The organism is Sphingomonas phyllosphaerae, from assembly GCF_036946485.1.
In the GTDB taxonomy this organism is placed as follows: Bacteria; Pseudomonadota; Alphaproteobacteria; order Sphingomonadales; family Sphingomonadaceae; genus Sphingomonas; species Sphingomonas phyllosphaerae_E.
This window is the reverse complement of the sequence record NZ_JAQIJA010000005.1, coordinates 25,285-41,377: the sequence shown is the minus strand read 5'-3', so window position 1 is coordinate 41,377 and position 16,093 is coordinate 25,285. Positions and strand designations below refer to the sequence as shown.

Annotated in this window: 27 protein-coding genes and 1 tRNA gene; 3 read left to right on the top strand and 25 right to left on the bottom strand. The window is 67.2% G+C overall.

The annotated features are described in order from the left end of the window. Positions 1-4 precede the first annotated feature (4 nt). The 7 genes from PGN16_RS08705 to PGN16_RS08675 form a co-directional block, all read right to left on the bottom strand. Entirely contained in the window at positions 5-247 is a 243-nt protein-coding gene (locus tag PGN16_RS08705) for an acyl carrier protein (RefSeq protein WP_333914478.1), read from the bottom strand. Positions 248-289: 42 nt separating this feature from the next. After that, the gene (locus PGN16_RS08700; protein WP_335309018.1) at positions 290-1,189 is read right to left on the bottom strand and encodes an NAD-dependent epimerase/dehydratase family protein; all 900 of its coding nucleotides are present in this window, start codon (positions 1,187-1,189) and stop codon (positions 290-292) included. Next, entirely contained in the window at positions 1,186-2,289 is a 1,104-nt protein-coding gene (proB, locus tag PGN16_RS08695) for a glutamate 5-kinase (protein ID WP_335309017.1), read from the bottom strand. Before proB ends, PGN16_RS08700 begins: the two co-directional genes overlap by 4 nt. Before the next feature lie 32 nt (positions 2,290-2,321). After that, entirely contained in the window at positions 2,322-2,885 is a 564-nt protein-coding gene (locus PGN16_RS08690; protein WP_335309016.1) for a Uma2 family endonuclease, read from the bottom strand. Between the two features lie 36 nt (positions 2,886-2,921). After that, positions 2,922-4,007: an RICIN domain-containing protein gene (locus tag PGN16_RS08685; protein ID WP_335309015.1), complete on the bottom strand. Its 1,086-nt coding sequence runs from the start codon at positions 4,005-4,007 to the stop codon at positions 2,922-2,924. A 63-nt stretch (positions 4,008-4,070) separates the two neighbouring features. Further along, a complete protein-coding gene (gene obgE / locus PGN16_RS08680; protein WP_335309014.1) occupies positions 4,071-5,117 on the bottom strand; it encodes a GTPase ObgE in 1,047 nt (348 codons plus the stop codon). A 219-nt stretch (positions 5,118-5,336) separates the two neighbouring features. Further along, entirely contained in the window at positions 5,337-5,897 is a 561-nt protein-coding gene (locus PGN16_RS08675; RefSeq protein WP_335309013.1) for a TetR/AcrR family transcriptional regulator, read from the bottom strand. A 91-nt stretch (positions 5,898-5,988) separates the two neighbouring features. Between PGN16_RS08675 and PGN16_RS08670 the strand changes: the two genes are divergently transcribed. Continuing rightward, positions 5,989-6,840: a metal-dependent hydrolase gene (locus PGN16_RS08670; RefSeq protein ID WP_335309012.1), complete on the top strand. Its 852-nt coding sequence runs from the start codon at positions 5,989-5,991 to the stop codon at positions 6,838-6,840. Positions 6,841-7,002: 162 nt separating this feature from the next. Here the strand turns inward: PGN16_RS08670 and PGN16_RS08665 are convergent, their stop codons facing one another. The 5 genes from PGN16_RS08665 to hspQ form a co-directional block, all read right to left on the bottom strand. Further along, positions 7,003-7,128, bottom strand: coding sequence for a hypothetical protein (locus PGN16_RS08665; protein WP_335309011.1), 126 nt, complete (start codon positions 7,126-7,128; stop codon positions 7,003-7,005). 142 nt (positions 7,129-7,270) lie between these two features. Next, the gene (locus tag PGN16_RS08660; protein WP_335309010.1) at positions 7,271-7,822 is read right to left on the bottom strand and encodes a GNAT family N-acetyltransferase; all 552 of its coding nucleotides are present in this window, start codon (positions 7,820-7,822) and stop codon (positions 7,271-7,273) included. Between the two features lie 184 nt (positions 7,823-8,006). After that, positions 8,007-8,276, bottom strand: a complete 270-nt coding sequence (gene rpmA, locus PGN16_RS08655) for a 50S ribosomal protein L27 (protein WP_022687450.1) — start codon at positions 8,274-8,276, stop codon at positions 8,007-8,009. A 28-nt stretch (positions 8,277-8,304) separates the two neighbouring features. Beyond that, complete coding sequence (gene rplU, locus PGN16_RS08650; RefSeq protein WP_022687449.1) at positions 8,305-8,601, bottom strand: 50S ribosomal protein L21; 297 nt, start codon at positions 8,599-8,601, stop codon at positions 8,305-8,307. A gap of 135 nt (positions 8,602-8,736) precedes the next feature. Next, positions 8,737-9,117: a heat shock protein HspQ gene (gene hspQ, locus PGN16_RS08645; protein ID WP_335309009.1), complete on the bottom strand. Its 381-nt coding sequence runs from the start codon at positions 9,115-9,117 to the stop codon at positions 8,737-8,739. Between the two features lie 128 nt (positions 9,118-9,245). Here hspQ and PGN16_RS08640 point away from each other — a divergent pair. Further along, positions 9,246-9,335: transfer RNA gene (locus PGN16_RS08640), tRNA-Ser, on the top strand. Positions 9,336-9,492: 157 nt separating this feature from the next. Then, positions 9,493-10,800 (top strand): tyrosine-type recombinase/integrase, encoded by a 1,308-nt coding sequence (locus PGN16_RS08635; protein ID WP_335309008.1) that lies wholly within the window; start codon positions 9,493-9,495, stop codon positions 10,798-10,800. A 206-nt stretch (positions 10,801-11,006) separates the two neighbouring features. On the opposite strand, the gene PGN16_RS08630 is transcribed toward PGN16_RS08635, so the two are convergent. The 13 genes from PGN16_RS08630 to PGN16_RS08570 all read right to left on the bottom strand — a co-directional run bounded on the left by PGN16_RS08630 (position 11,007) and on the right by PGN16_RS08570 (position 16,085). Continuing rightward, positions 11,007-11,384 (bottom strand): hypothetical protein, encoded by a 378-nt coding sequence (locus tag PGN16_RS08630; protein ID WP_335309007.1) that lies wholly within the window; start codon positions 11,382-11,384, stop codon positions 11,007-11,009. Then, positions 11,384-12,076: a hypothetical protein gene (locus PGN16_RS08625; RefSeq protein ID WP_335309006.1), complete on the bottom strand. Its 693-nt coding sequence runs from the start codon at positions 12,074-12,076 to the stop codon at positions 11,384-11,386. Before PGN16_RS08625 ends, PGN16_RS08630 begins: the two co-directional genes overlap by 1 nt. Continuing rightward, positions 12,073-12,285: a helix-turn-helix transcriptional regulator gene (locus PGN16_RS08620; RefSeq protein WP_335309005.1), complete on the bottom strand. Its 213-nt coding sequence runs from the start codon at positions 12,283-12,285 to the stop codon at positions 12,073-12,075. The genes PGN16_RS08625 and PGN16_RS08620 overlap by 4 nt, the downstream gene beginning before the upstream one ends. Continuing rightward, positions 12,282-12,548, bottom strand: a complete 267-nt coding sequence (locus tag PGN16_RS08615; RefSeq protein WP_335309004.1) for a hypothetical protein — start codon at positions 12,546-12,548, stop codon at positions 12,282-12,284. The genes PGN16_RS08620 and PGN16_RS08615 overlap by 4 nt, the downstream gene beginning before the upstream one ends. After that, the gene (locus PGN16_RS08610; RefSeq protein ID WP_335309003.1) at positions 12,545-12,706 is read right to left on the bottom strand and encodes a hypothetical protein; all 162 of its coding nucleotides are present in this window, start codon (positions 12,704-12,706) and stop codon (positions 12,545-12,547) included. The genes PGN16_RS08615 and PGN16_RS08610 overlap by 4 nt, the downstream gene beginning before the upstream one ends. Continuing rightward, positions 12,703-12,882, bottom strand: coding sequence for a hypothetical protein (locus PGN16_RS08605; protein ID WP_335309002.1), 180 nt, complete (start codon positions 12,880-12,882; stop codon positions 12,703-12,705). Before PGN16_RS08605 ends, PGN16_RS08610 begins: the two co-directional genes overlap by 4 nt. Then, positions 12,879-13,103 (bottom strand): hypothetical protein, encoded by a 225-nt coding sequence (locus PGN16_RS08600; protein WP_335309001.1) that lies wholly within the window; start codon positions 13,101-13,103, stop codon positions 12,879-12,881. The genes PGN16_RS08605 and PGN16_RS08600 overlap by 4 nt, the downstream gene beginning before the upstream one ends. Continuing rightward, the gene (locus tag PGN16_RS08595; RefSeq protein WP_335309000.1) at positions 13,100-13,234 is read right to left on the bottom strand and encodes a hypothetical protein; all 135 of its coding nucleotides are present in this window, start codon (positions 13,232-13,234) and stop codon (positions 13,100-13,102) included. The genes PGN16_RS08600 and PGN16_RS08595 overlap by 4 nt, the downstream gene beginning before the upstream one ends. 208 nt (positions 13,235-13,442) lie before the next feature. Next, positions 13,443-14,096, bottom strand: coding sequence for a hypothetical protein (locus tag PGN16_RS08590; protein WP_335308999.1), 654 nt, complete (start codon positions 14,094-14,096; stop codon positions 13,443-13,445). 1 nt (position 14,097) lies between these two features. Next, positions 14,098-14,316 (bottom strand): hypothetical protein, encoded by a 219-nt coding sequence (locus tag PGN16_RS08585; protein WP_335308998.1) that lies wholly within the window; start codon positions 14,314-14,316, stop codon positions 14,098-14,100. Beyond that, positions 14,313-14,603, bottom strand: coding sequence for a hypothetical protein (locus PGN16_RS08580; RefSeq protein WP_335308997.1), 291 nt, complete (start codon positions 14,601-14,603; stop codon positions 14,313-14,315). Before PGN16_RS08580 ends, PGN16_RS08585 begins: the two co-directional genes overlap by 4 nt. 166 nt (positions 14,604-14,769) lie before the next feature. Beyond that, a complete protein-coding gene (locus PGN16_RS08575) occupies positions 14,770-15,738 on the bottom strand; it encodes a hypothetical protein (RefSeq protein WP_335308996.1) in 969 nt (322 codons plus the stop codon). Then, entirely contained in the window at positions 15,735-16,085 is a 351-nt protein-coding gene (locus tag PGN16_RS08570) for a hypothetical protein (RefSeq protein ID WP_335308995.1), read from the bottom strand. Before PGN16_RS08570 ends, PGN16_RS08575 begins: the two co-directional genes overlap by 4 nt. Positions 16,086-16,093: the final 8 nt, after the last annotated feature.

Genomic DNA, 16,093 nt, shown 5'->3' with positions numbered 1-16,093 from the left:
CGATTCAGCCCTTCAGCTTCTCGACCGCGTCGGCGAGCTGGCCGACATTTTCGATCTCGGCCTGCATGTTCATCGTGATGATGATGTCGAACTCGTCCTCGATCGCGGCGACGAAGTCCATCACGGTCAGCGAATCCCATTCCAGGTCACCCTGGAAGCTGGTCGCTTCGGTGATCGCGACGCCCTTCTTGTTGAAGGGTTCGATCTGCGTGCGCAGCGTGTCGAGAATGGCGGTGCGGTCGGTCATGCGGATGCTCTGGCCCTGAAATGCGGCGGTTGTCTGGCCGCGCTATAGCAAGCCGTGGGCGCGATACCATCGTGCCGTTTCGGCCAGCCCGTCGGCGGCGGCGATTTGCGGCTGCCAGAGCGTGGGCGGCGGGGCCTTGGCGGGGTCGGCGGTCCAGTCGGGATGGACCATATAGGCGACGCGGTCGGCGGTCAGCTTCGCCTTTGTGCCGCGCAGCAGCTTGTCCGCGCGCGCGGCGGTGCGGAGCAGCGCGGCAGGGAGGGGAAGCGGCCGCACGCGCCGCCCGACCGCCGCGCCGATCGCGCGCGCGAAGTCGGCGTAGCTGAGCGGGTGGCCGTCGCTGGGTTCGTAGATGGCGTGGTCGCCGGGCGCTTCGGCGAGTGCGAGCAGGACGCGGGCGAGATCGGCGACGTGGATGATCGACAGGTGCCCGCGCGGCGGGATCGGCACCACGCCGGTGCGGCGCGCGGCGCGGAACAGGTCGCGCTGCTCCATGTCGCCGGGACCGTAGACTCCGGGCGGGCGAACGATCGTCCAGTCGAGCGCGCTGGCGGTCACCACGTCTTCCGCCCCGGCCTTCGACCAGCCGTAATTCGACAGCGAAGGCTCGCGTGCCGCCAGCGAGGAGACATGGACGAAGCGGCGGACGTCCCACGTCCGCGCGGCCTCGACCACGTTGCGGGTGCCGGCCATATTGGCGGCGGCGAAGGCGACGCGATCGGGCGCGTTGACCGCACCGGCGACGTGGATGACGACCTCGGCAGTCGAGACCAGCGCGGAAATCGCTGGCGCATCGTCGAGCGCGCCCGCGATCCACGTCACGCCGTTGCGCGGCGGCTGCGGGCGGCGGGCGAGCGCGCGTATTTGATGCCCGGCGGCGAGCGCCTGCTCGATCAGCGCGCCGCCGACGAAGCCGGTGCCGCCGGTCAGCGCGAGGATCACAGCAACGCCATATGGTTGCGGTGGACGAGCGCCGCACGCGGAGCGTAGCCGAGCAGCGCGGCATGTTCGTCGCTGCGCCGCCCCAGCAGCCGTGCGGCGTCGGCGGCATCATATTCGGACAGGCCGCGCGCGATCGGGCCAGCCGGGCCGGTGATCGCGACCAGATCGCCGCGCGCGAACGCGCCCTCGACGCGTGTCGCGCCCGCGGCGAGCAGACTGCGCCCTTCGGTGAGCGCGTGCGCGGCGCCGGCATCGACGTGGATCGTTCCCGCCGCGGTCAGCCCGCCCGCCAGCCATGCCTTGCGCGCGGGAGCGGTGCGTTCGGCGACGAACAGGGTGTGGCGCGCGGCGGTCGACAGCGGTTGCGGAGCATGGCCAGAGGCGATCGCGAGCGCGGCACCGGCGGCATTGGCGATCCGCGCGGCGGCGATTTTCGACACCATCCCGCCCGATCCCATGCCCGAGGCTGAGCCGCGGTCGGCCATCGCCTCGATGCCGGCGTCGATCCGCTCGACGCGCGCGATGTGCTGCGCGCCGGGTTGTGCGGGGTTGCGGTCGTAGAGCCCGTCGATGTCGGAGAGCAGCACGACGCCCTGCGCGCCCGCCGCCTGCGCGATCCGCGCCGCGAGCCGGTCGTTGTCGCCGAAGCGGATTTCCTCGGTGGCGACCGAGTCGTTCTCGTTGATGACCGGCACGGTGCCGAGCTGGAGCAGCCGCCCGAGCGTCGCGGCGGCATTGAGGTAGCGGCGGCGCTCCTCAAGATCGCCGAGCGTCACCAGCATCTGCGCGGCGGTCAGCCCCTGCGCGGCGAGGACGTCGGCCCACACGCCCGCCAGCGCGATCTGCCCGGTGGCGGCGGCGGCCTGCGCATCCTCAAGGCTGGCGCGGCCACCCTTGGCGAGCCCGAGCCGCCGCGCGCCGAGCGCGATCGCACCCGACGAGACGACCGCGACCTGCTGCCCGGCGGCGGCGCGTTCGGCGATGTCGCGCGCGATCCCCTCCAGCCACGCCCGTCGCACCCCGCCTTCGGGATCGACGAGCAAGGCCGAGCCGATCTTGACGATCAATCGCGGGCAGGCGGCGGGGGGGAAGAGCGACATAGCCGCGGCGTTAGCGCGGCGCGCGGCGGCGCTCAATCGCGTGCGAACATCTCGGCATGGGGCAGGGTGAGCGACAGGGCGGGGAGCGGCACGTCGAACGGTTCGTCATGCGCGACGTCGCTCCAGCCGTGCGGGCCGGTGCGCTGGATCACGCGCAGCCGCTCGCTTGCGATGTCGACGAAGACGATCGTGTCGACGCTGTCGAGCGCTTTATACTCGTCGAGCTTGGTCCGCAGGTCGGTGCGCGCGGTGGTGGCGGACAGCACCTCGAACAGCACGCGCGGGTCGTCGAACGCCTTGGCGCTATCGTGCGCGGGATCGTTCTTGCCGCAGAACACTGAGACATCAGGATAGCGCACCGACAGGTCGTGGGTGCGGGTCGCCATGTCCGACGTGTAGGGCTTGCACCCGCTGCCGCGTAGCCGGTTGGCGAGCGCGACGAAGATGTTACCGGCCACCTCGGCGTGCCGTGCCGAACCGCCCGCCATCATGCGGATGATTCCATTATCCAGTTCCGCCTTCAGGTCGCCGAAATCGAGTTGGAGAAACTCGGCGGCAGTCAGGATCGGATACTCGGGGGCGATCTGCGCGGCCATGCGCGTATCATAACCGTTGACGAGGGCGAAAGACAGTCAGCGGATCAGCCGCCATTGCTGGTTCGGGTGAGCACCGCAGCTCCACAGGCGGATCGCGGCGCCGGGCGCGAGGTTGCCGATATTGTCGAGGCAGGTGGCGGTCGCGCGATTGCGGAGCACGAACCAGCCGTCGCCGGTCGGCAACATCTCCCATTGCTGCTCGGGCGTTCCCGCGGCAGCTGTGAGCGTCGCCGCGGCATCGTCGCCGCGCGCCGTCGCGGTGATCCGGCGGTCGTCGGCTGTACTGGCGAGCGTGATGAAGCCGTCGGCGAAGATCACGCGCCATCGCTGGGCAGTGCCGTCGGCGGGCGTGGCTTGCGCCGGTGCGGCGCTGTCGGCACGGAGCGTGAGGCCGCTCGAGCGGTTCTGGAAGCGCCGGAGGCCCGCGATCGCCGCGGTCGCGTCGTCGCCGAGCGCCATGTCGGCGACCTGTGCGCTGACGAGCTGCGTGTTGCGCTGCGTGTCGCTGGTCTCGCCGTCGTAATTGAGGCCATAGGGCCAGAAATGCTGGCTGTCGGCGTTGAGGACGGCGTTCGCGCCGTCGAACGCCTTGATCCGAGCCACCGCCGTCGCGCCGGTAAAGCGGCCATCGCTGATCGTCCGTGCCCAGGCGGCGGTCGAACCCGAGCCGAGCCAGTGCGCCAGTTCGTGGAGCGCGACGCGGCGGCTGATCGCGCCACCGAAGCGGATCGTGCCGCGATAGCTGGCATCGGCGGTCGGCGTGTTCGCGCCATAGACGACGTTGATGGTGCCCGCGAACGCGCCGAGCGTGTTGGTGTGGCCGATCGCGAAATCCATCGCGTCGCGGATCGCCGACAGCTTGTCCGCAGGGATATCGGGCGCCAGCGTGTAGGTCAGCGTGCCGAGCGTATAGGGCTCGACCGCTGCGCTGGTCGGGGTCGGGAGCGGCGTTGGTGTCGACGTGGGCGTTGGCGACGGCGTCGGTGAGGGCGTCGGTGAGGGCGTCGGCGAAGGCGTCGACAGGGGCGCGGCGCCGGTCGGCGTGTCCGACGATCCGCCGCCGCATCCGGCGACCGCCAGCGCCATCGTCCACGCCCAGTTCCGCGCGCGCCTCACCTGCATCAGCAACCTACCTTTCGCATAAGAGATAGGCGCTGCCCCGGCGAGCGGAAGGGCCGGTTCAGATCACACCGGCGACCATTCGACTTCCTGTTCCTCGCCGTCGTCGTCGACCGGGCGATCGGGGGCGGGGATCGCCTCGAGCAACCGGTCGAGCGCCCAGTCGACCCCGACGCCGCTCGCGCCCGAGATCGGGATCACTTCCGCGCCGCTCGCTTCCTCCAGCTCAGCCGACAGCGCGGCGATCAGCTCGTCGTCGAGCGTGTCGATCTTGTTGAGCGCGACCACCACCGGCTTTTCGTCGAGCCCGCCGCCATAGGCGCTCAGCTCGTCGCGGACGATCCGGTAGCTTTCCGCCACATCCTTGTCGTTGGCGTCGATCAGGTGGAGCAGTACGCGGCAGCGCTCGATATGGCCGAGGAAGCGGTCGCCGATCCCCGCGCCGTCCGCCGCGCCCTCGATCAGGCCGGGGATGTCGGCGACGACGAACTCGCGCTGCTTGTGCCGCACGACGCCGAGCTGCGGGCGGGTGGTGGTGAAGGCATAGGCGCCGACCTTGGCCTGCGCATTGGTCACCTGGTTGATGAAGGTCGACTTTCCCGCATTGGGGAGGCCGACGAGCCCGGCGTCGGCCAGCAGCTTGAGCCGCAGCCAGACCCATGCCTCCTCATACGGCCAGCCGGTGCCGTGCTGGCGCGGCGCGCGATTGGTCGAGGTCTTGTAGCTGGCGTTGCCGCGCCCGCCGTCGCCGCCGCGCAGGAAGGTGATCCGCTCGCCCACGCGGGTCATGTCGGCGAGCAGGGTGCGCTCCTCGTCGTCGGCGAGGATCTGCGTGCCGACCGGCACCTTGATGACCAGATCGTCGCCGCCCGCGCCGGTGCGGTTGCTGCCCGAGCCACCCATGCCGCGCGGCGCGCGGAAATGCTGGGTGTAGCGGAAGTCGATCAGCGTGTTCAGCCCGGCGACCGCCTCGAAGACGATGTCGCCGCCCTTGCCGCCGTTGCCGCCATCGGGGCCGCCATATTCGATGTATTTTTCGCGCCGGAAGCTGACGGCGCCGGGGCCGCCCGCGCCGGAACGGACGAAGATTTTGGCTTGATCGAGAAAGTGCATGGCGTGCTCCGTACCGCTTTAGCGCGGCTAAAGCGATATCGGAGCGCGCCCGGCCGGCGCGGGCGCTGCCCGCGACCGACGACGCGGCTTGGCCGCGGCGGATTGTTCACGACCCGCTGCCCTTCACCGTCACCCCGGACTTGATCCGGGGTCCCGCTACTGGCCGATGTTGCAGAAGAAGCGGGGCCCCGGATCAGGTCCGGGGCGACATGGGATGGGCTACGCCTCCACCACGCCGCGATCCCGCAGCAGCATCGTCCGCGCGATCGCCCGTGCGCGGTCCCTCGGCAGCCCCAGCGCGCGCGCCATCGGGGCGCCGAGCAGCGCATCGCCCAGCGCCGCCAGCACCAGTTGCAGCGTCTCGTCCTTGATCGGCGCGTCCCGGCGTTGCTCGCGCGACAGCTCCTCGACCAGATCGTGGACCGCGGTCAGGATCGGGTCGAGCGCGTCCTGATTGCCGTTGAGAATCATCCACGTCGCCAGCGCGCCCGCGCCGTTCGCGCCGAACGCGTCGAACACCACGTCGACCAGCTCGGCCGGGTCCTTGCGTTCGCGCGAGCGGCGCGCGGCATCGCGGATCGGCGCGACGACCAGCGCGGTCATCCGCTGGATCAGCGCCGATTGCAGCCCGTCCGCCGAGCCGAAATGGTGGAGCAGATTGGCGTGCGTCCGCCCGATCCGCCCCGCCACCGCCTTCAGCGTCACCGCCTGCGGTCCCTGTTCGACCAGCAGCACGCGCGCTGCCTCCAGCGCCGCATCACGCGACGCCTCGGGGCTCAACCGTCGGCGCGGGGTTGCAATCGCAGCAGGGGGCAATTAACTGACACCATTGTAAGTAAACGGATAATGCCCGTCATTAGTGGAGGTTTCCGTGGCGAAAGCAACCACGCCCGCCGACCTGACCATCACCCCGCGCGACCGGCGATTCGGGCGCGGTGCCACGATCCGGCGCTGGTGGCTGAACGACGACCCTTATGCCACGGCCTTTTACAACGCGCTGTCGGTGACCTTCCCGAAGGGCGAGGGGTTCTTCGTCGACAGCGTCCGCACGTTCCGCGACGGCACCCCGCCGCGGTTGGAGCGCGAGATCAACGCCTTCATCAAACAGGAGGTGCTGCATACCCGCGAACATGTCGCCTTCAACCGGCATGTCGCCGATCAGGGGTGCGACACGAGCCTGCTCGATCGCGACGTCGATGCCGCGCTGGCGCTGACCAAGGGACGGCCGCCGATCGGAAGCCTGGCCGCCACCACCGCGCTCGAACATTTCACCGCGATGCTCGCGCACGAGCTGATCGCCGACCCGCGCCATCTGGCTGGCGGCGACGAGCAGGCGCGCGCGCTGTGGCTGTGGCATGCCGCCGAGGAAATCGAGCACAAGGGCGTCGCCTACGACACCTGGCTGCACGCGACGCGTGACTGGCCGCGCTTCACGCGCTGGCGTGTCAAGGCGCTGGTGATGCTGATCACGACGTGGCGGTTCGTTCACGGCCGCGCGCGCGGGATGACCGAGCTGTTGCGGCAGGACGGGCTGACCGGGCCGAAGGTGTGGGCGCGGATGGCGTGGTATGCGTTCGGCTATCCGGGGATGGCGCGGAAGGTGGCCGGGGTGTGGCTGGCGTATTTCCTGCCCGGCTTCCACCCGTGGAAACACGACGACCGCGCGCTGATCGGACTGGCCGAGAGCGATTATGAGGCGGCGGTGCTGCCGCGGACCGCCTGAGCGCGCTGTCGGCTGGAAGTTGGCGATGTTTGCGCAGCGCGCCGGAAAAAGTCGCGCACATGGCTTCGGTGCCGGCTGAGCGGCCAGCGGGACAGGTGCAGGGTACGCCATGGCAGGTGTATAGGGCGCAGGCGGCGCTGTAGGACCGCGTGGCCGCGCACGTCACTTCGACGCCGGGCAATCTTCGTTAGGCGGGATCGTCTCGGTCGCGACGTGACGCATCTCGGTGGTGTGGGAGAAGGGCGGTGGCTTGCCCGCTCCCTGCGCCGGTCTGTCGCCGATCTGCATCGCCGATGTTTGCGCTTATGCCCCGATAGCGATGGTTCATGCCCTTCGGATGTGGGCTTTGAAGGGGTCGAGAACCGCTCCCGAAGACCGTCGCCCCGGATCGGGTCCGGGGCGACGATTCAGGATTTGGGCCGATGGACGCTCACGCCGCGATCGGCATCGCCGCGTTGGTACGGGCGGCCTGCGCGTCGAGATCGAGCGCGAAGTCGACCGCCTCGACCATCCCGCCGCGCGCCAGCGACCAGCGCGGCGACCGACCGGTTTCGACGAAGCCGAGCTTGCGCAGGACTGCCCCCGAGGCCGGATTGTCGGCGTGGTGATAGGCGGTGAGCCGCGTCAGCGGGAGCGCATGGCGCGCGATGTCGATCACGGCGCGCCCCGCCTCTGTCGCATAGCCGCGGCCCCAAGCGTCGGGCGTCAGCCAATAGCCGAGTTCGTGATCGCCATTGTCGGCGCGGTGCAGTCCGATCCCGCCGATCAGCCGATGTGCGCCGCCGCGTTCGATGATCGCGAAACGCGGCTCGGTCGCACCGCGCGGGAGCGACAGGAAGGTCTCTGCATCCTCCAGCGTATAAGGCCAGGGCGCGCGCGCGAGGCGGTTGACGACCGCTTCATGGCCGATCGCCTGCGCAAGCGCGGGCGCGTCCTCGAACCAGCCGGGCCGTAACGTCAAGCGGGGCGTCAACGCGAACATGTGCTCCATCTCCTGCGGCGGGCCCGTGGCACGCGACGATGACGCGCGCGCGACACGGGAACGGGTAAGGGGAGGGAGCAGCAAGAAAAAAGGGAGCCGGGGCGGACCCGTCTCCCTTGTCTGGCTGGGTTCCGTCGCGGAACCCCGGGTCGCCCTGGTGGGCAACCCGTATGGTCACCCGATGTTATTCGGCCGCGGCCGCAATCATGTCGACCGAACAGAATTTGCGGCCGAGCTTGCCGTCGTGGAACACCACGCGGCCGTCGACGAGCGCAAACAGGGTATGGTCCTTGCCGATGCCGACGTTGCGGCCCGGGTAGAACTTCGTCCCGCGCTGACGCACGAGGATGTTGCCCGCGATCGCTTCCTGACCGCCGAACTTCTTCACGCCAAGGCGACGGCCGGCCGAATCACGACCGTTACGCGACGAACCGCCTGCTTTCTTATGTGCCATTGTGTCTGTTCCTTTCGCGCTTTGGGGCTCAGCCGACCGAGACGATCTTCAGGATCGTGTGGTTCTGGCGATGGCCGTTGCGGCGACGATAGTTGTGACGGCGACGCTTCTTGAAAACGATCACCTTCTCACCCTTCGCCTGGGCGATGATTTCGGCGGCGACGGTCAGGCCCGCGACGTCCTTCAGTTCCGCGCCCTCGCCAGCGAGCAGCACGTCACCCAGCGTCACCGACGCGCCGGCCTCGCCCTCGATCTTCTCGACGACGATCTTGTCTCCGGCGGCGACGCGGTACTGCTTGCCGCCCGTGCGCACGACTGCGAACATGGCTACGATGTTTCCTTCAACGGGAATTGCTTCCCTAAATGTCATGGACCGCGACGGCCGTGCCGCACGGTTGAAGCGTGGCGGTTAGGATAGCACTTGCGGGATGTCAACCGATTCCCCGCCCGCGCCGCAGGGTTAATGCCGGTGCAGCCGCTTCAGTCCGTAGCGGCCATCGTCCAGCCGGTCGAACAAGCCGGCGATCGCGGGGTGTTCGACGGGTTCGTCGCTGTCGTCATGCTCCAGGTTCTGCTGGCTGACATAGGCGACGTAGCTCGATTCGAGATTCTCGGCGAGCAGGTGGTAGAAGGGCTGGTCCTTGGCAGGGCGCAGCGTTTCCGGGATCGACTGATACCATTCCTCGCTGTTCGAGAAGACGGGATCGACATCGAAGATCACGCCCCGGAAATCGAGCATCCGGTGGCGGACCACGTCGCCGATCGAGAAACGGGCATGAGCGATCGGCGGCGCGATCGGATCGTCAGGGAGGCGGGTATCAGCCAGCGCATCGCGGGTCATGCCAGCGTATCTAGTGCAGAAATCGTGCAGCACAACACGAGATGCGCTTGCGCTGCGTATCGCAAGCCGCTAGGGGCCGCGCCTCGACCAACCGCCGGGCGCTTTTCGAAGTCGCCGGTGACCCTCGCGGAGAGGTGGCAGAGTGGTCGAATGCACCGCACTCGAAATGCGGCGTGCCCTCACGGGTACCGTGGGTTCGAATCCCACCCTCTCCGCCACTTACCCTTTCCAGCTAAGCCCGAACGATACCAAGAACCGCTGATTTGCGTGCGTTTTTGCGCTATGCCTTGCCCCAGATGAACCCGATCTGTTCCGCCGAAGCGCGGGGTATCGGGGGGCATCAAGCGGGGTATCGATTTCGCGGAGTGGGGTACGATGGCGCTGACAGACGCGGCGGTGAAAAAGGCGGAGGTCCGGGAGAAGCCGTACAAGATGGCCGACTCCGGCGGCCTCTACCTGTACGTGGCCCCCTCCGGGCTCAAGTCTTGGCGCATGAAGTTCAAGGTCGGCGGGCAGGAAAAGCTGCTGACCTTCGGCACCTATCCCGACGTGAAGCTGTCGCAAGCCCGCGACCAGCGCGACGAGGCGCGCCGGAAGCTGCGCGGCGGCATCGACCCGTCGGGTGCCCGCAAGCGGGCCGAGGAAGAGCGGGCGGCGGCGCGGGCCGAGCAGGCGCGGCTGCTGACATTCGAGGAAGCGGCGCGGCGCTGGTGGGACATGCAGCGCGGCCGGTGGACCCCGGTTCATAGCGAGGATGTCATCACCAGCCTCGTGCGTGACGTGTTTCCGACGCTTGGTGCCCGCGCGCTGGTGGCGATCAAGGCACCGGACGTGCTGGCGACGTTGCGCGCTGTCGAGAACCGCGGATCGATCGAAACGGCCAAGCGACTGCGTCAGCGCATCTCCGCCGTCTACGACATGCACATCTCCGAAGGTGTGACCGAGATCAATCCGGCGGCGGCAGTCGGCAACGCGCTCAAGCCGTTGCCGAAGAAGGGCAGGCAGCCGGCGATCACCGATCCCGACGAGGCGCGTCAGGTGCTGCTTGATGCCGAAGCGTCCGGCGCATCGCCGATCACGAAGCTGGCGTCACGCTTTCTCGCGCTGACGCAGAGCCGCCCCGGCATGGTGCGCGGCGTTTCGTGGGACGAGATCGAGGGCGTGGATTGGGATGATCGGCGATATGGTCCCGATCTCGCCATGTGGCGCGTGCCAGCGGCGCGCATGAAACTGGTGATGGATCTCAAGGACGAGGAAGCGTTCGAGCACTTGATCCCGTTGTGCTGGCAGGCGGTCGACGTGCTGCGCACGATCCACCGCCTGACCGGGCGCAATCGGCTCATCTTCCCCGGCCAGCGGCACAGCCATCGTCCGCTTAGCGAGAACGCGATCGGCTACCTCTATAATCGCGTGGGGTATCACGGCCGGCACGTACCCCACGGCTGGCGGTCGTCGTTCTCGACGACGATGAACGGTCTGGCGGTGCGACAGAAGCGCATGGGCGACGAGAAGGTGATCGAGCTGATGCTTGCCCACGTCCCGCAAAACAAGGTGAAGGCCGCTTATGATCGGGCCGGGCACATGGAGCGTAGGCGGGAGCTGTCGCAGGAATGGGCAGACCTGCTGATGAGGGGCATGAAGCCGGCGGCGGCGCTGATAGAAGGCCGCCGCCGCGGCGCTTAGACAACGCGTCTAAACTCGCCTGCCACAATGCCGAATTTGTTGGGGATTTCGTGAACCTCTACCTCATCGCTCTCGAACCCGGCGCGAGCGGCCATAAGCATTGCGTCGGCCGCGTTCGTGGCACCTGCGTAGTAGTGCAGTTCTCCGTTCAACGTCGTAACTTTCACGTACCATATGGTCTTCATCTGCAATACCCCCTTAGACGATCATTCTTCGGTTAGCTTGTAACCGTCTTCATCAAGCCGCTCGCGATATTGCTCATGCTTGAGCGCCTCGCCGATGCCCGATAAGCGTCGATCGCTCGGTCGGGTGAGGCGACGGCTAAGGTTGTAGTTTGGGTATTTGCCCTCAATGCGAGGATGCAGAAGCGCTGCGACCTCCACATCAGATTGGCTGACATATCGGCCAGCCCAATGTTCAATCATGTGCTTCAGGGGCAAGTAAGTTTTAGGCGCGCTTGCCACCGTCTTCTGTGCATCGAGCCACTGGTAAGCGAGCCGAATGCAATCATTGTGCTCGTGTAGCGTGTCGGGCGAGCGAGGTAGCCGCTTCTTCGCAGCGTCAATTTCCTGATCGCTGAGCATCAGTCATCCTCACCAGCGGTGACTACCCGCTCAAGATTGCGCCGGATTTCGTCGTTCGACATCTGGTCGTGCATCCCGTTGTAGGTGGCTGGAATGCCGTTCCAGATGCTGCCCTTAGTAACAAGCATCAGCCTCCCGTCGAACATTCGGTGCACTCGGCGGGCAGATGCGGGAAGCGGTGTCTCGCACCCGTCGCCATCATGACCGATGTAGCCGTGATCCCATACGGCTCGCTCGACATATTGCCGAGGTGCCAGTTCGACGATCTCCTCGTCTCGTGCGACGCGGTCGGCTTCGTAAACACCGCTAGGCGCAAGGGGATCGAGTTCAATCATCAGGAAGGACTCGGCGGGCTCGGCCGCGATATACTCGAGCGTCATGGAGCTAGGGCGCCCCAAGTAGACGACCTTCTCAGAAACAACGAACTCCAGCGTTCCCGGCTCATGCCCAAGCCTGACATCAGCGAGATCGTGCCCGCCGCCGGTTGCGAAATGAAGGTGGTTCGTGGTGGCAAGGAAGGGGCGGATCGCTTCTGCGATAGCGGACGGCCCCCGCCAGACTGAGGTTTGGGGAGGCGTCGGGCCAACGGCTTCATGGATGGCCTGCACCCATTTACGGCGACATTCCACGAAGTGATGCTCGACCGACACGACTCGCTCTCCTGAAGATTTCATCTTCACGTAACGGGTCATGCTCCGGCACGCCAACCCATCGGGTTCGCGACCCAAGCGTCTATGTCAGCTTGATACCACGCCACCAGCCCGTCGCTGATCGGCGTGGATGCCGGGAAAGTGCCCGCAGCTATGCGGCGATAGATCGTGGTCCGGGAAAGCGCCGTGCGCTTGCGAACCTCGGTGAGGCGCAGAAGGCTGTCGCGACTGCGATCGACCCCTTGGCTCATTCTCGAAATCCCCTGATGGCCTCGGATATGCGGCCGATGGACGTGGCGAAGCGGTCGGCGAGTTCGCGCACGCCCAGCTTCGGATTGGCGGCGAAGGCGTCGCGCACCGCGGCCTTCTGGTTCTCGGTCAGGCGCGGCCAGCGTGGCGGCGCGCGCCGGATCGGCTTGCGCCGGCGCGTCTGCTCGGCCAGGTCGTGCAGCTCGGCGATGCCGTGCTCGTCGGCAAGCGCGTGCATCCGATCACGGATCTCGGGTATCCTCATTTCGACGGGACCTTGTCGGGGGATCGCGCGCGCTTGAGCAGCGGGTGACGCGCGATCCGGTAACGGATGCGGTTTCGAGGTGCGCGAGTCTGCTCGTCGGATAGGTCGGCCGCGCCTGCTGCCAGCCAATCGGATGGGTTCCAGCCCTGCGCGCTCATCCTCGGCGATCCTTCAGCCATTCGTGCCACGGCATCCGCGGGCCGCAATAGCCTTGGGTGCCGGCGGCTTCGTCGAGTTGCTCTATGACGCGCTCAATGTACCGAGCAGTCGCTTCCTCGCTTGCGAGCGCCGCTCGCCATTCGTCGGCGCGCAAGACAACGACACCGCCGGTCATCGACGACACTCCACCACGATCGGCTTCCGGTTCTTGGCTGCGATGATCCGCTCGACCTGCTTGAGGTTCGCCAGCAACACGGCGGCGCAGATAGGGGTCATCTCGCGCGCGCAGGTCTGTGCGGCGGCGCGGCGCGCGGCGCGCGCGCCCTCTCCGTATCCGATGCCGTACAGCATCATCAGGAGCACCCCGACCAGCGACCAGTTGATAAGGCGCTTCATCGCCTGTTCCTTTCTGCCATGTCGCGCAGCGCCTCGACTGCGGCGGCGATGCGCCCGGCGCGTGCCGACAGGTTCGCGAGGGACCACGCCGCCCACGCAGCGACGATGCTGATTGCAGTGAGATCGTTCATGCGTTTCTCTTTACGATGGGAAGGCCGGACGACGTCTCGGGGCGCGGTAGCGGGGGGAGGTCGGCTGCGGCTTGATGACCATCGGCCGCAAGCGCGCGCGACACCTTGCGGGCGGTGTTGACGATCGCACGGTCGGAATAGCTTCCGGGTGTCGGACTACATCGAGCGACGATGTGTGTGAGCGCGATTGCCCGTTCCACTGAGGCCGTCACCATACCGTCGCTCCCATTTCTTCGAGCCACGACGACGATCGGTCGTCGCGGATCAGGTCGATCATGCGAAAGCCGTCGCCGTCGTCGCCCAGCTCCTGATCCAGTGACCGAGGGCCAAACTTGCTGGCGAAGTTGTTGAGGACACGATTGCCGAAGCGGCGAGCCTCTGCCTCGATCTTGTCGAGACACACCGTCCCGTCGAGAACGGCCATGTAGAGGTCGCCGACTGCATCATCTGCGATGTCGCCGGGAAGCTGTCGCCCAATTGCGCGCTTGATACGCTCCAGCGTCGTATCGCGCTTCATTGCGCGACGATCCCAGTTGGCGCGTGATAGTCCATGCGGACTAAGACCCCGCCGGTTCCTCCACTTCTGAATGCTGGTCCATACGACCTTCTGCTCTCGCGCGATGCGGCGATCCGAATAGCGCATTTGGTAGAGCAGCATCCGAGCCGCGTTTTCAGCGGTGCTCAAATTTCCTGATCGCCGCACCGGGCGGTTGCAGTTCGATGGGAGGTTGTTGCGGATGCGCCAGCGTCGCACGGCATTGGCAGAGACGCCCTGCGCCTCGCCGATGACTGCATCGCTTAGACCGCGATCGTATAGTTCGCGGCGCTTCGCCGCCTCTGCGGGGGTGATGGGCGCGGTCACGTCAGCGCCCCTTGGTATGCGAAGCGCGGTGGCCGGCGCGCTGCACGCGCGCGACCTCCTGCGTGATGACGAAGCTGGCACCGGGATTTGCCGCCACCAGCCGCAGGGCTTCCGCCTCGGCGGCGGCAAAGCGATCGTGCGCGACACCGCGGCGGCGTCCGTCCAACTGGACGCGGTACGGGCCGGCGGCGGCGATCACGTCGAAGTCGCCCCGGCTCATGCCGCGTCCCTCCGCGCAGCAAGGTCAATCACCTCGGCTTCGCTACCGCCGCCCGGGCCATCGGGGTCGCCAGCGTCACCCTTCCAGTCCATGCAGGCGCGCGTCGCGTGCGTGCTGGGCTGCATGGACACCGCCGCGCCGCCGATCACCAGCACCACAGGTGCATTGACCTGACAGGTGCCAAGATCGTCGTCAGCGCCGCAGGGGCGGCGGTGCCCGGTGGTGATAGGGGGCAGCGTGCGGCTCCAGAAGATGCACGTTGCACAGCGCATGTCCTCGTGGATCATGTGTCGCTCTTCCAATTGGATGCGACCTGCCCGAAGCCGCACAGCGCGTTCCATGCTCGGACGTGCGCGGGGTTCGTGCGGTCGAAAGGGGGGACGCCTGCCGCGAAGGCGAGTGGTTCCGGCCGGGTCGGGAACGGGATCACGGTTCCGCGCTCATCTCCGCCGCTCACGCCGCATACACCTTGTCGACAAAGCCGCGACCGCGGACGATCGCGCTGTTGACCCATGTCACCCGCTCGCCGGGTAAGCGGCGAATATGCCCGCGGCGCAGGTGTGAGCGCGGCCCTGAACGATCACCGATGCCACCCTGCCCAGGCAGGTTCACACCCGAAGCCAGCTCAAGGACGTGGAAGCCTTTCAGCGGCACCTTGCCCGCCTTGATGCGCTGGCGGTTCAGCTTGTCCGGCGCAGCGGTGGCGCGGGTGCCGACGTTTTTGCAGGCGAGGGCGCTGCAAAGGTCGATGTAAGCGGCGACCTCATCGGACACGTCAGACGCAACGGTGTCGAGCGCGGCCGACATGCCGCCGAGCGCCATCGACATCTGCAACAACGGTTCGAGCAACAGCGGAATGGCGGTCCCTGCCAAGCGCGGCGACAGGAGTTGTTCTTTGGTGATCCTGCCCGCCTCAAGCATTGCGCGGGCGAACGGCGCGATCTCTGCGTCTTCCTCCATCCACAAAGCATCGAATGGCAGGTGCATCGCCGCGGCGACCGGCATCCAGAGTTGCTGATCGTCATAGAAGGCGAGGGAGGCGATCACGACGCCCGGCCCGAGATCGAGCGGGCCGAAGGCGACGCGATGCAAGGCCGGAAGGTCGGCGGTCCATTCCCACACGAGCGCGATCCGCTTCGTGCAAGACGCGCCGGTGTAGTGGTCATCGCCCCCCGTCGCGCGCTGCGCCGTGTATTCGAGGGCCATCACCGGGAACGGAGGCTTGAGCATTAAGCCGGGGAACTGCGGGCGCGGCTTGGACCGGTCGAGCAGTTCGCCATGATCGGACAGCACGAAGACCTGCGCCTCGCGCAGCTTCCCCGCGAGATACTGCATCGCTGCGGCGGTCCCCGGAGCGCCGGGGCACGGATACGACAGCAGCGCCTCGATCGCCTTGGGCGTGTAGTTGAGCGGCTGGGTCATGCCGCCCTCCGCCCATGCGGGTTCACTTCCGCGGCGGCGGCGGCGATCTGCGCGGACACTCCGCAGAGGTCAGCATTCAGCCGATCGCGAAACGCCTCATCGTACTCGTAGGAACTCGACCCGCTGAGCCGCAGGGGCGGCTCACCCTTCTTCGGTTCGAACTCGCGAAGCATGATCGGATAGAGCTTGAGCAGCACGTCGTCCGCGTTTTCGGCGGGTGTGGCCTGCAAGGCGTCGAAGGTGACGTATGTCTGCTGAACGAGATGATCCATGATCTCGTCGGGGCACGGCGACGCATAGTGCATCGCCAGTTCTGCCAGCTTCCATGCCTGAAAGGCGGCGAGCATCTGGGGGG

Excerpts from the sequence above, each read along its gene's own strand:
- PGN16_RS08705 (WP_333914478.1), bottom strand. The coding sequence starts at position 247 with ATGACCGACCGCACCGCCATTCTCGACACGCTGCGCACGCAGATCGAA.
- proB (WP_335309017.1), bottom strand. The coding sequence starts at position 2,289 with ATGTCGCTCTTCCCCCCCGCCGCCTGCCCGCGATTGATCGTCAAGATC.
- PGN16_RS08690 (WP_335309016.1), bottom strand. The coding sequence starts at position 2,885 with ATGGCCGCGCAGATCGCCCCCGAGTATCCGATCCTGACTGCCGCCGAG.
- PGN16_RS08685 (WP_335309015.1), bottom strand. The coding sequence starts at position 4,007 with ATGCAGGTGAGGCGCGCGCGGAACTGGGCGTGGACGATGGCGCTGGCG.
- obgE (WP_335309014.1), bottom strand. The coding sequence starts at position 5,117 with ATGCACTTTCTCGATCAAGCCAAAATCTTCGTCCGTTCCGGCGCGGGC.
- PGN16_RS08665 (WP_335309011.1), bottom strand. The coding sequence starts at position 7,128 with ATGCAGATCGGCGACAGACCGGCGCAGGGAGCGGGCAAGCCACCGCCC.
- PGN16_RS08660 (WP_335309010.1), bottom strand. The coding sequence starts at position 7,822 with ATGTTCGCGTTGACGCCCCGCTTGACGTTACGGCCCGGCTGGTTCGAG.
- rpmA (WP_022687450.1), bottom strand. The coding sequence starts at position 8,276 with ATGGCACATAAGAAAGCAGGCGGTTCGTCGCGTAACGGTCGTGATTCG.
- rplU (WP_022687449.1), bottom strand. The coding sequence starts at position 8,601 with ATGTTCGCAGTCGTGCGCACGGGCGGCAAGCAGTACCGCGTCGCCGCC.
- hspQ (WP_335309009.1), bottom strand. The coding sequence starts at position 9,117 with ATGACCCGCGATGCGCTGGCTGATACCCGCCTCCCTGACGATCCGATC.
- PGN16_RS08635 (WP_335309008.1), top strand. The coding sequence starts at position 9,493 with ATGGCGCTGACAGACGCGGCGGTGAAAAAGGCGGAGGTCCGGGAGAAG.
- PGN16_RS08630 (WP_335309007.1), bottom strand. The coding sequence starts at position 11,384 with ATGCTCAGCGATCAGGAAATTGACGCTGCGAAGAAGCGGCTACCTCGC.
- PGN16_RS08625 (WP_335309006.1), bottom strand. The coding sequence starts at position 12,076 with ATGACCCGTTACGTGAAGATGAAATCTTCAGGAGAGCGAGTCGTGTCG.
- PGN16_RS08620 (WP_335309005.1), bottom strand. The coding sequence starts at position 12,285 with ATGAGCCAAGGGGTCGATCGCAGTCGCGACAGCCTTCTGCGCCTCACC.
- PGN16_RS08615 (WP_335309004.1), bottom strand. The coding sequence starts at position 12,548 with ATGAGGATACCCGAGATCCGTGATCGGATGCACGCGCTTGCCGACGAG.
- PGN16_RS08610 (WP_335309003.1), bottom strand. The coding sequence starts at position 12,706 with ATGAGCGCGCAGGGCTGGAACCCATCCGATTGGCTGGCAGCAGGCGCG.
- PGN16_RS08605 (WP_335309002.1), bottom strand. The coding sequence starts at position 12,882 with ATGACCGGCGGTGTCGTTGTCTTGCGCGCCGACGAATGGCGAGCGGCG.
- PGN16_RS08600 (WP_335309001.1), bottom strand. The coding sequence starts at position 13,103 with ATGAAGCGCCTTATCAACTGGTCGCTGGTCGGGGTGCTCCTGATGATG.
- PGN16_RS08595 (WP_335309000.1), bottom strand. The coding sequence starts at position 13,234 with ATGAACGATCTCACTGCAATCAGCATCGTCGCTGCGTGGGCGGCGTGG.
- PGN16_RS08585 (WP_335308998.1), bottom strand. The coding sequence starts at position 14,316 with ATGAGCCGGGGCGACTTCGACGTGATCGCCGCCGCCGGCCCGTACCGC.
- PGN16_RS08580 (WP_335308997.1), bottom strand. The coding sequence starts at position 14,603 with ATGATCCACGAGGACATGCGCTGTGCAACGTGCATCTTCTGGAGCCGC.
- PGN16_RS08575 (WP_335308996.1), bottom strand. The coding sequence starts at position 15,738 with ATGACCCAGCCGCTCAACTACACGCCCAAGGCGATCGAGGCGCTGCTG.
- PGN16_RS08570 (WP_335308995.1), bottom strand. The coding sequence starts at position 16,085 with ATGCTCGCCGCCTTTCAGGCATGGAAGCTGGCAGAACTGGCGATGCAC.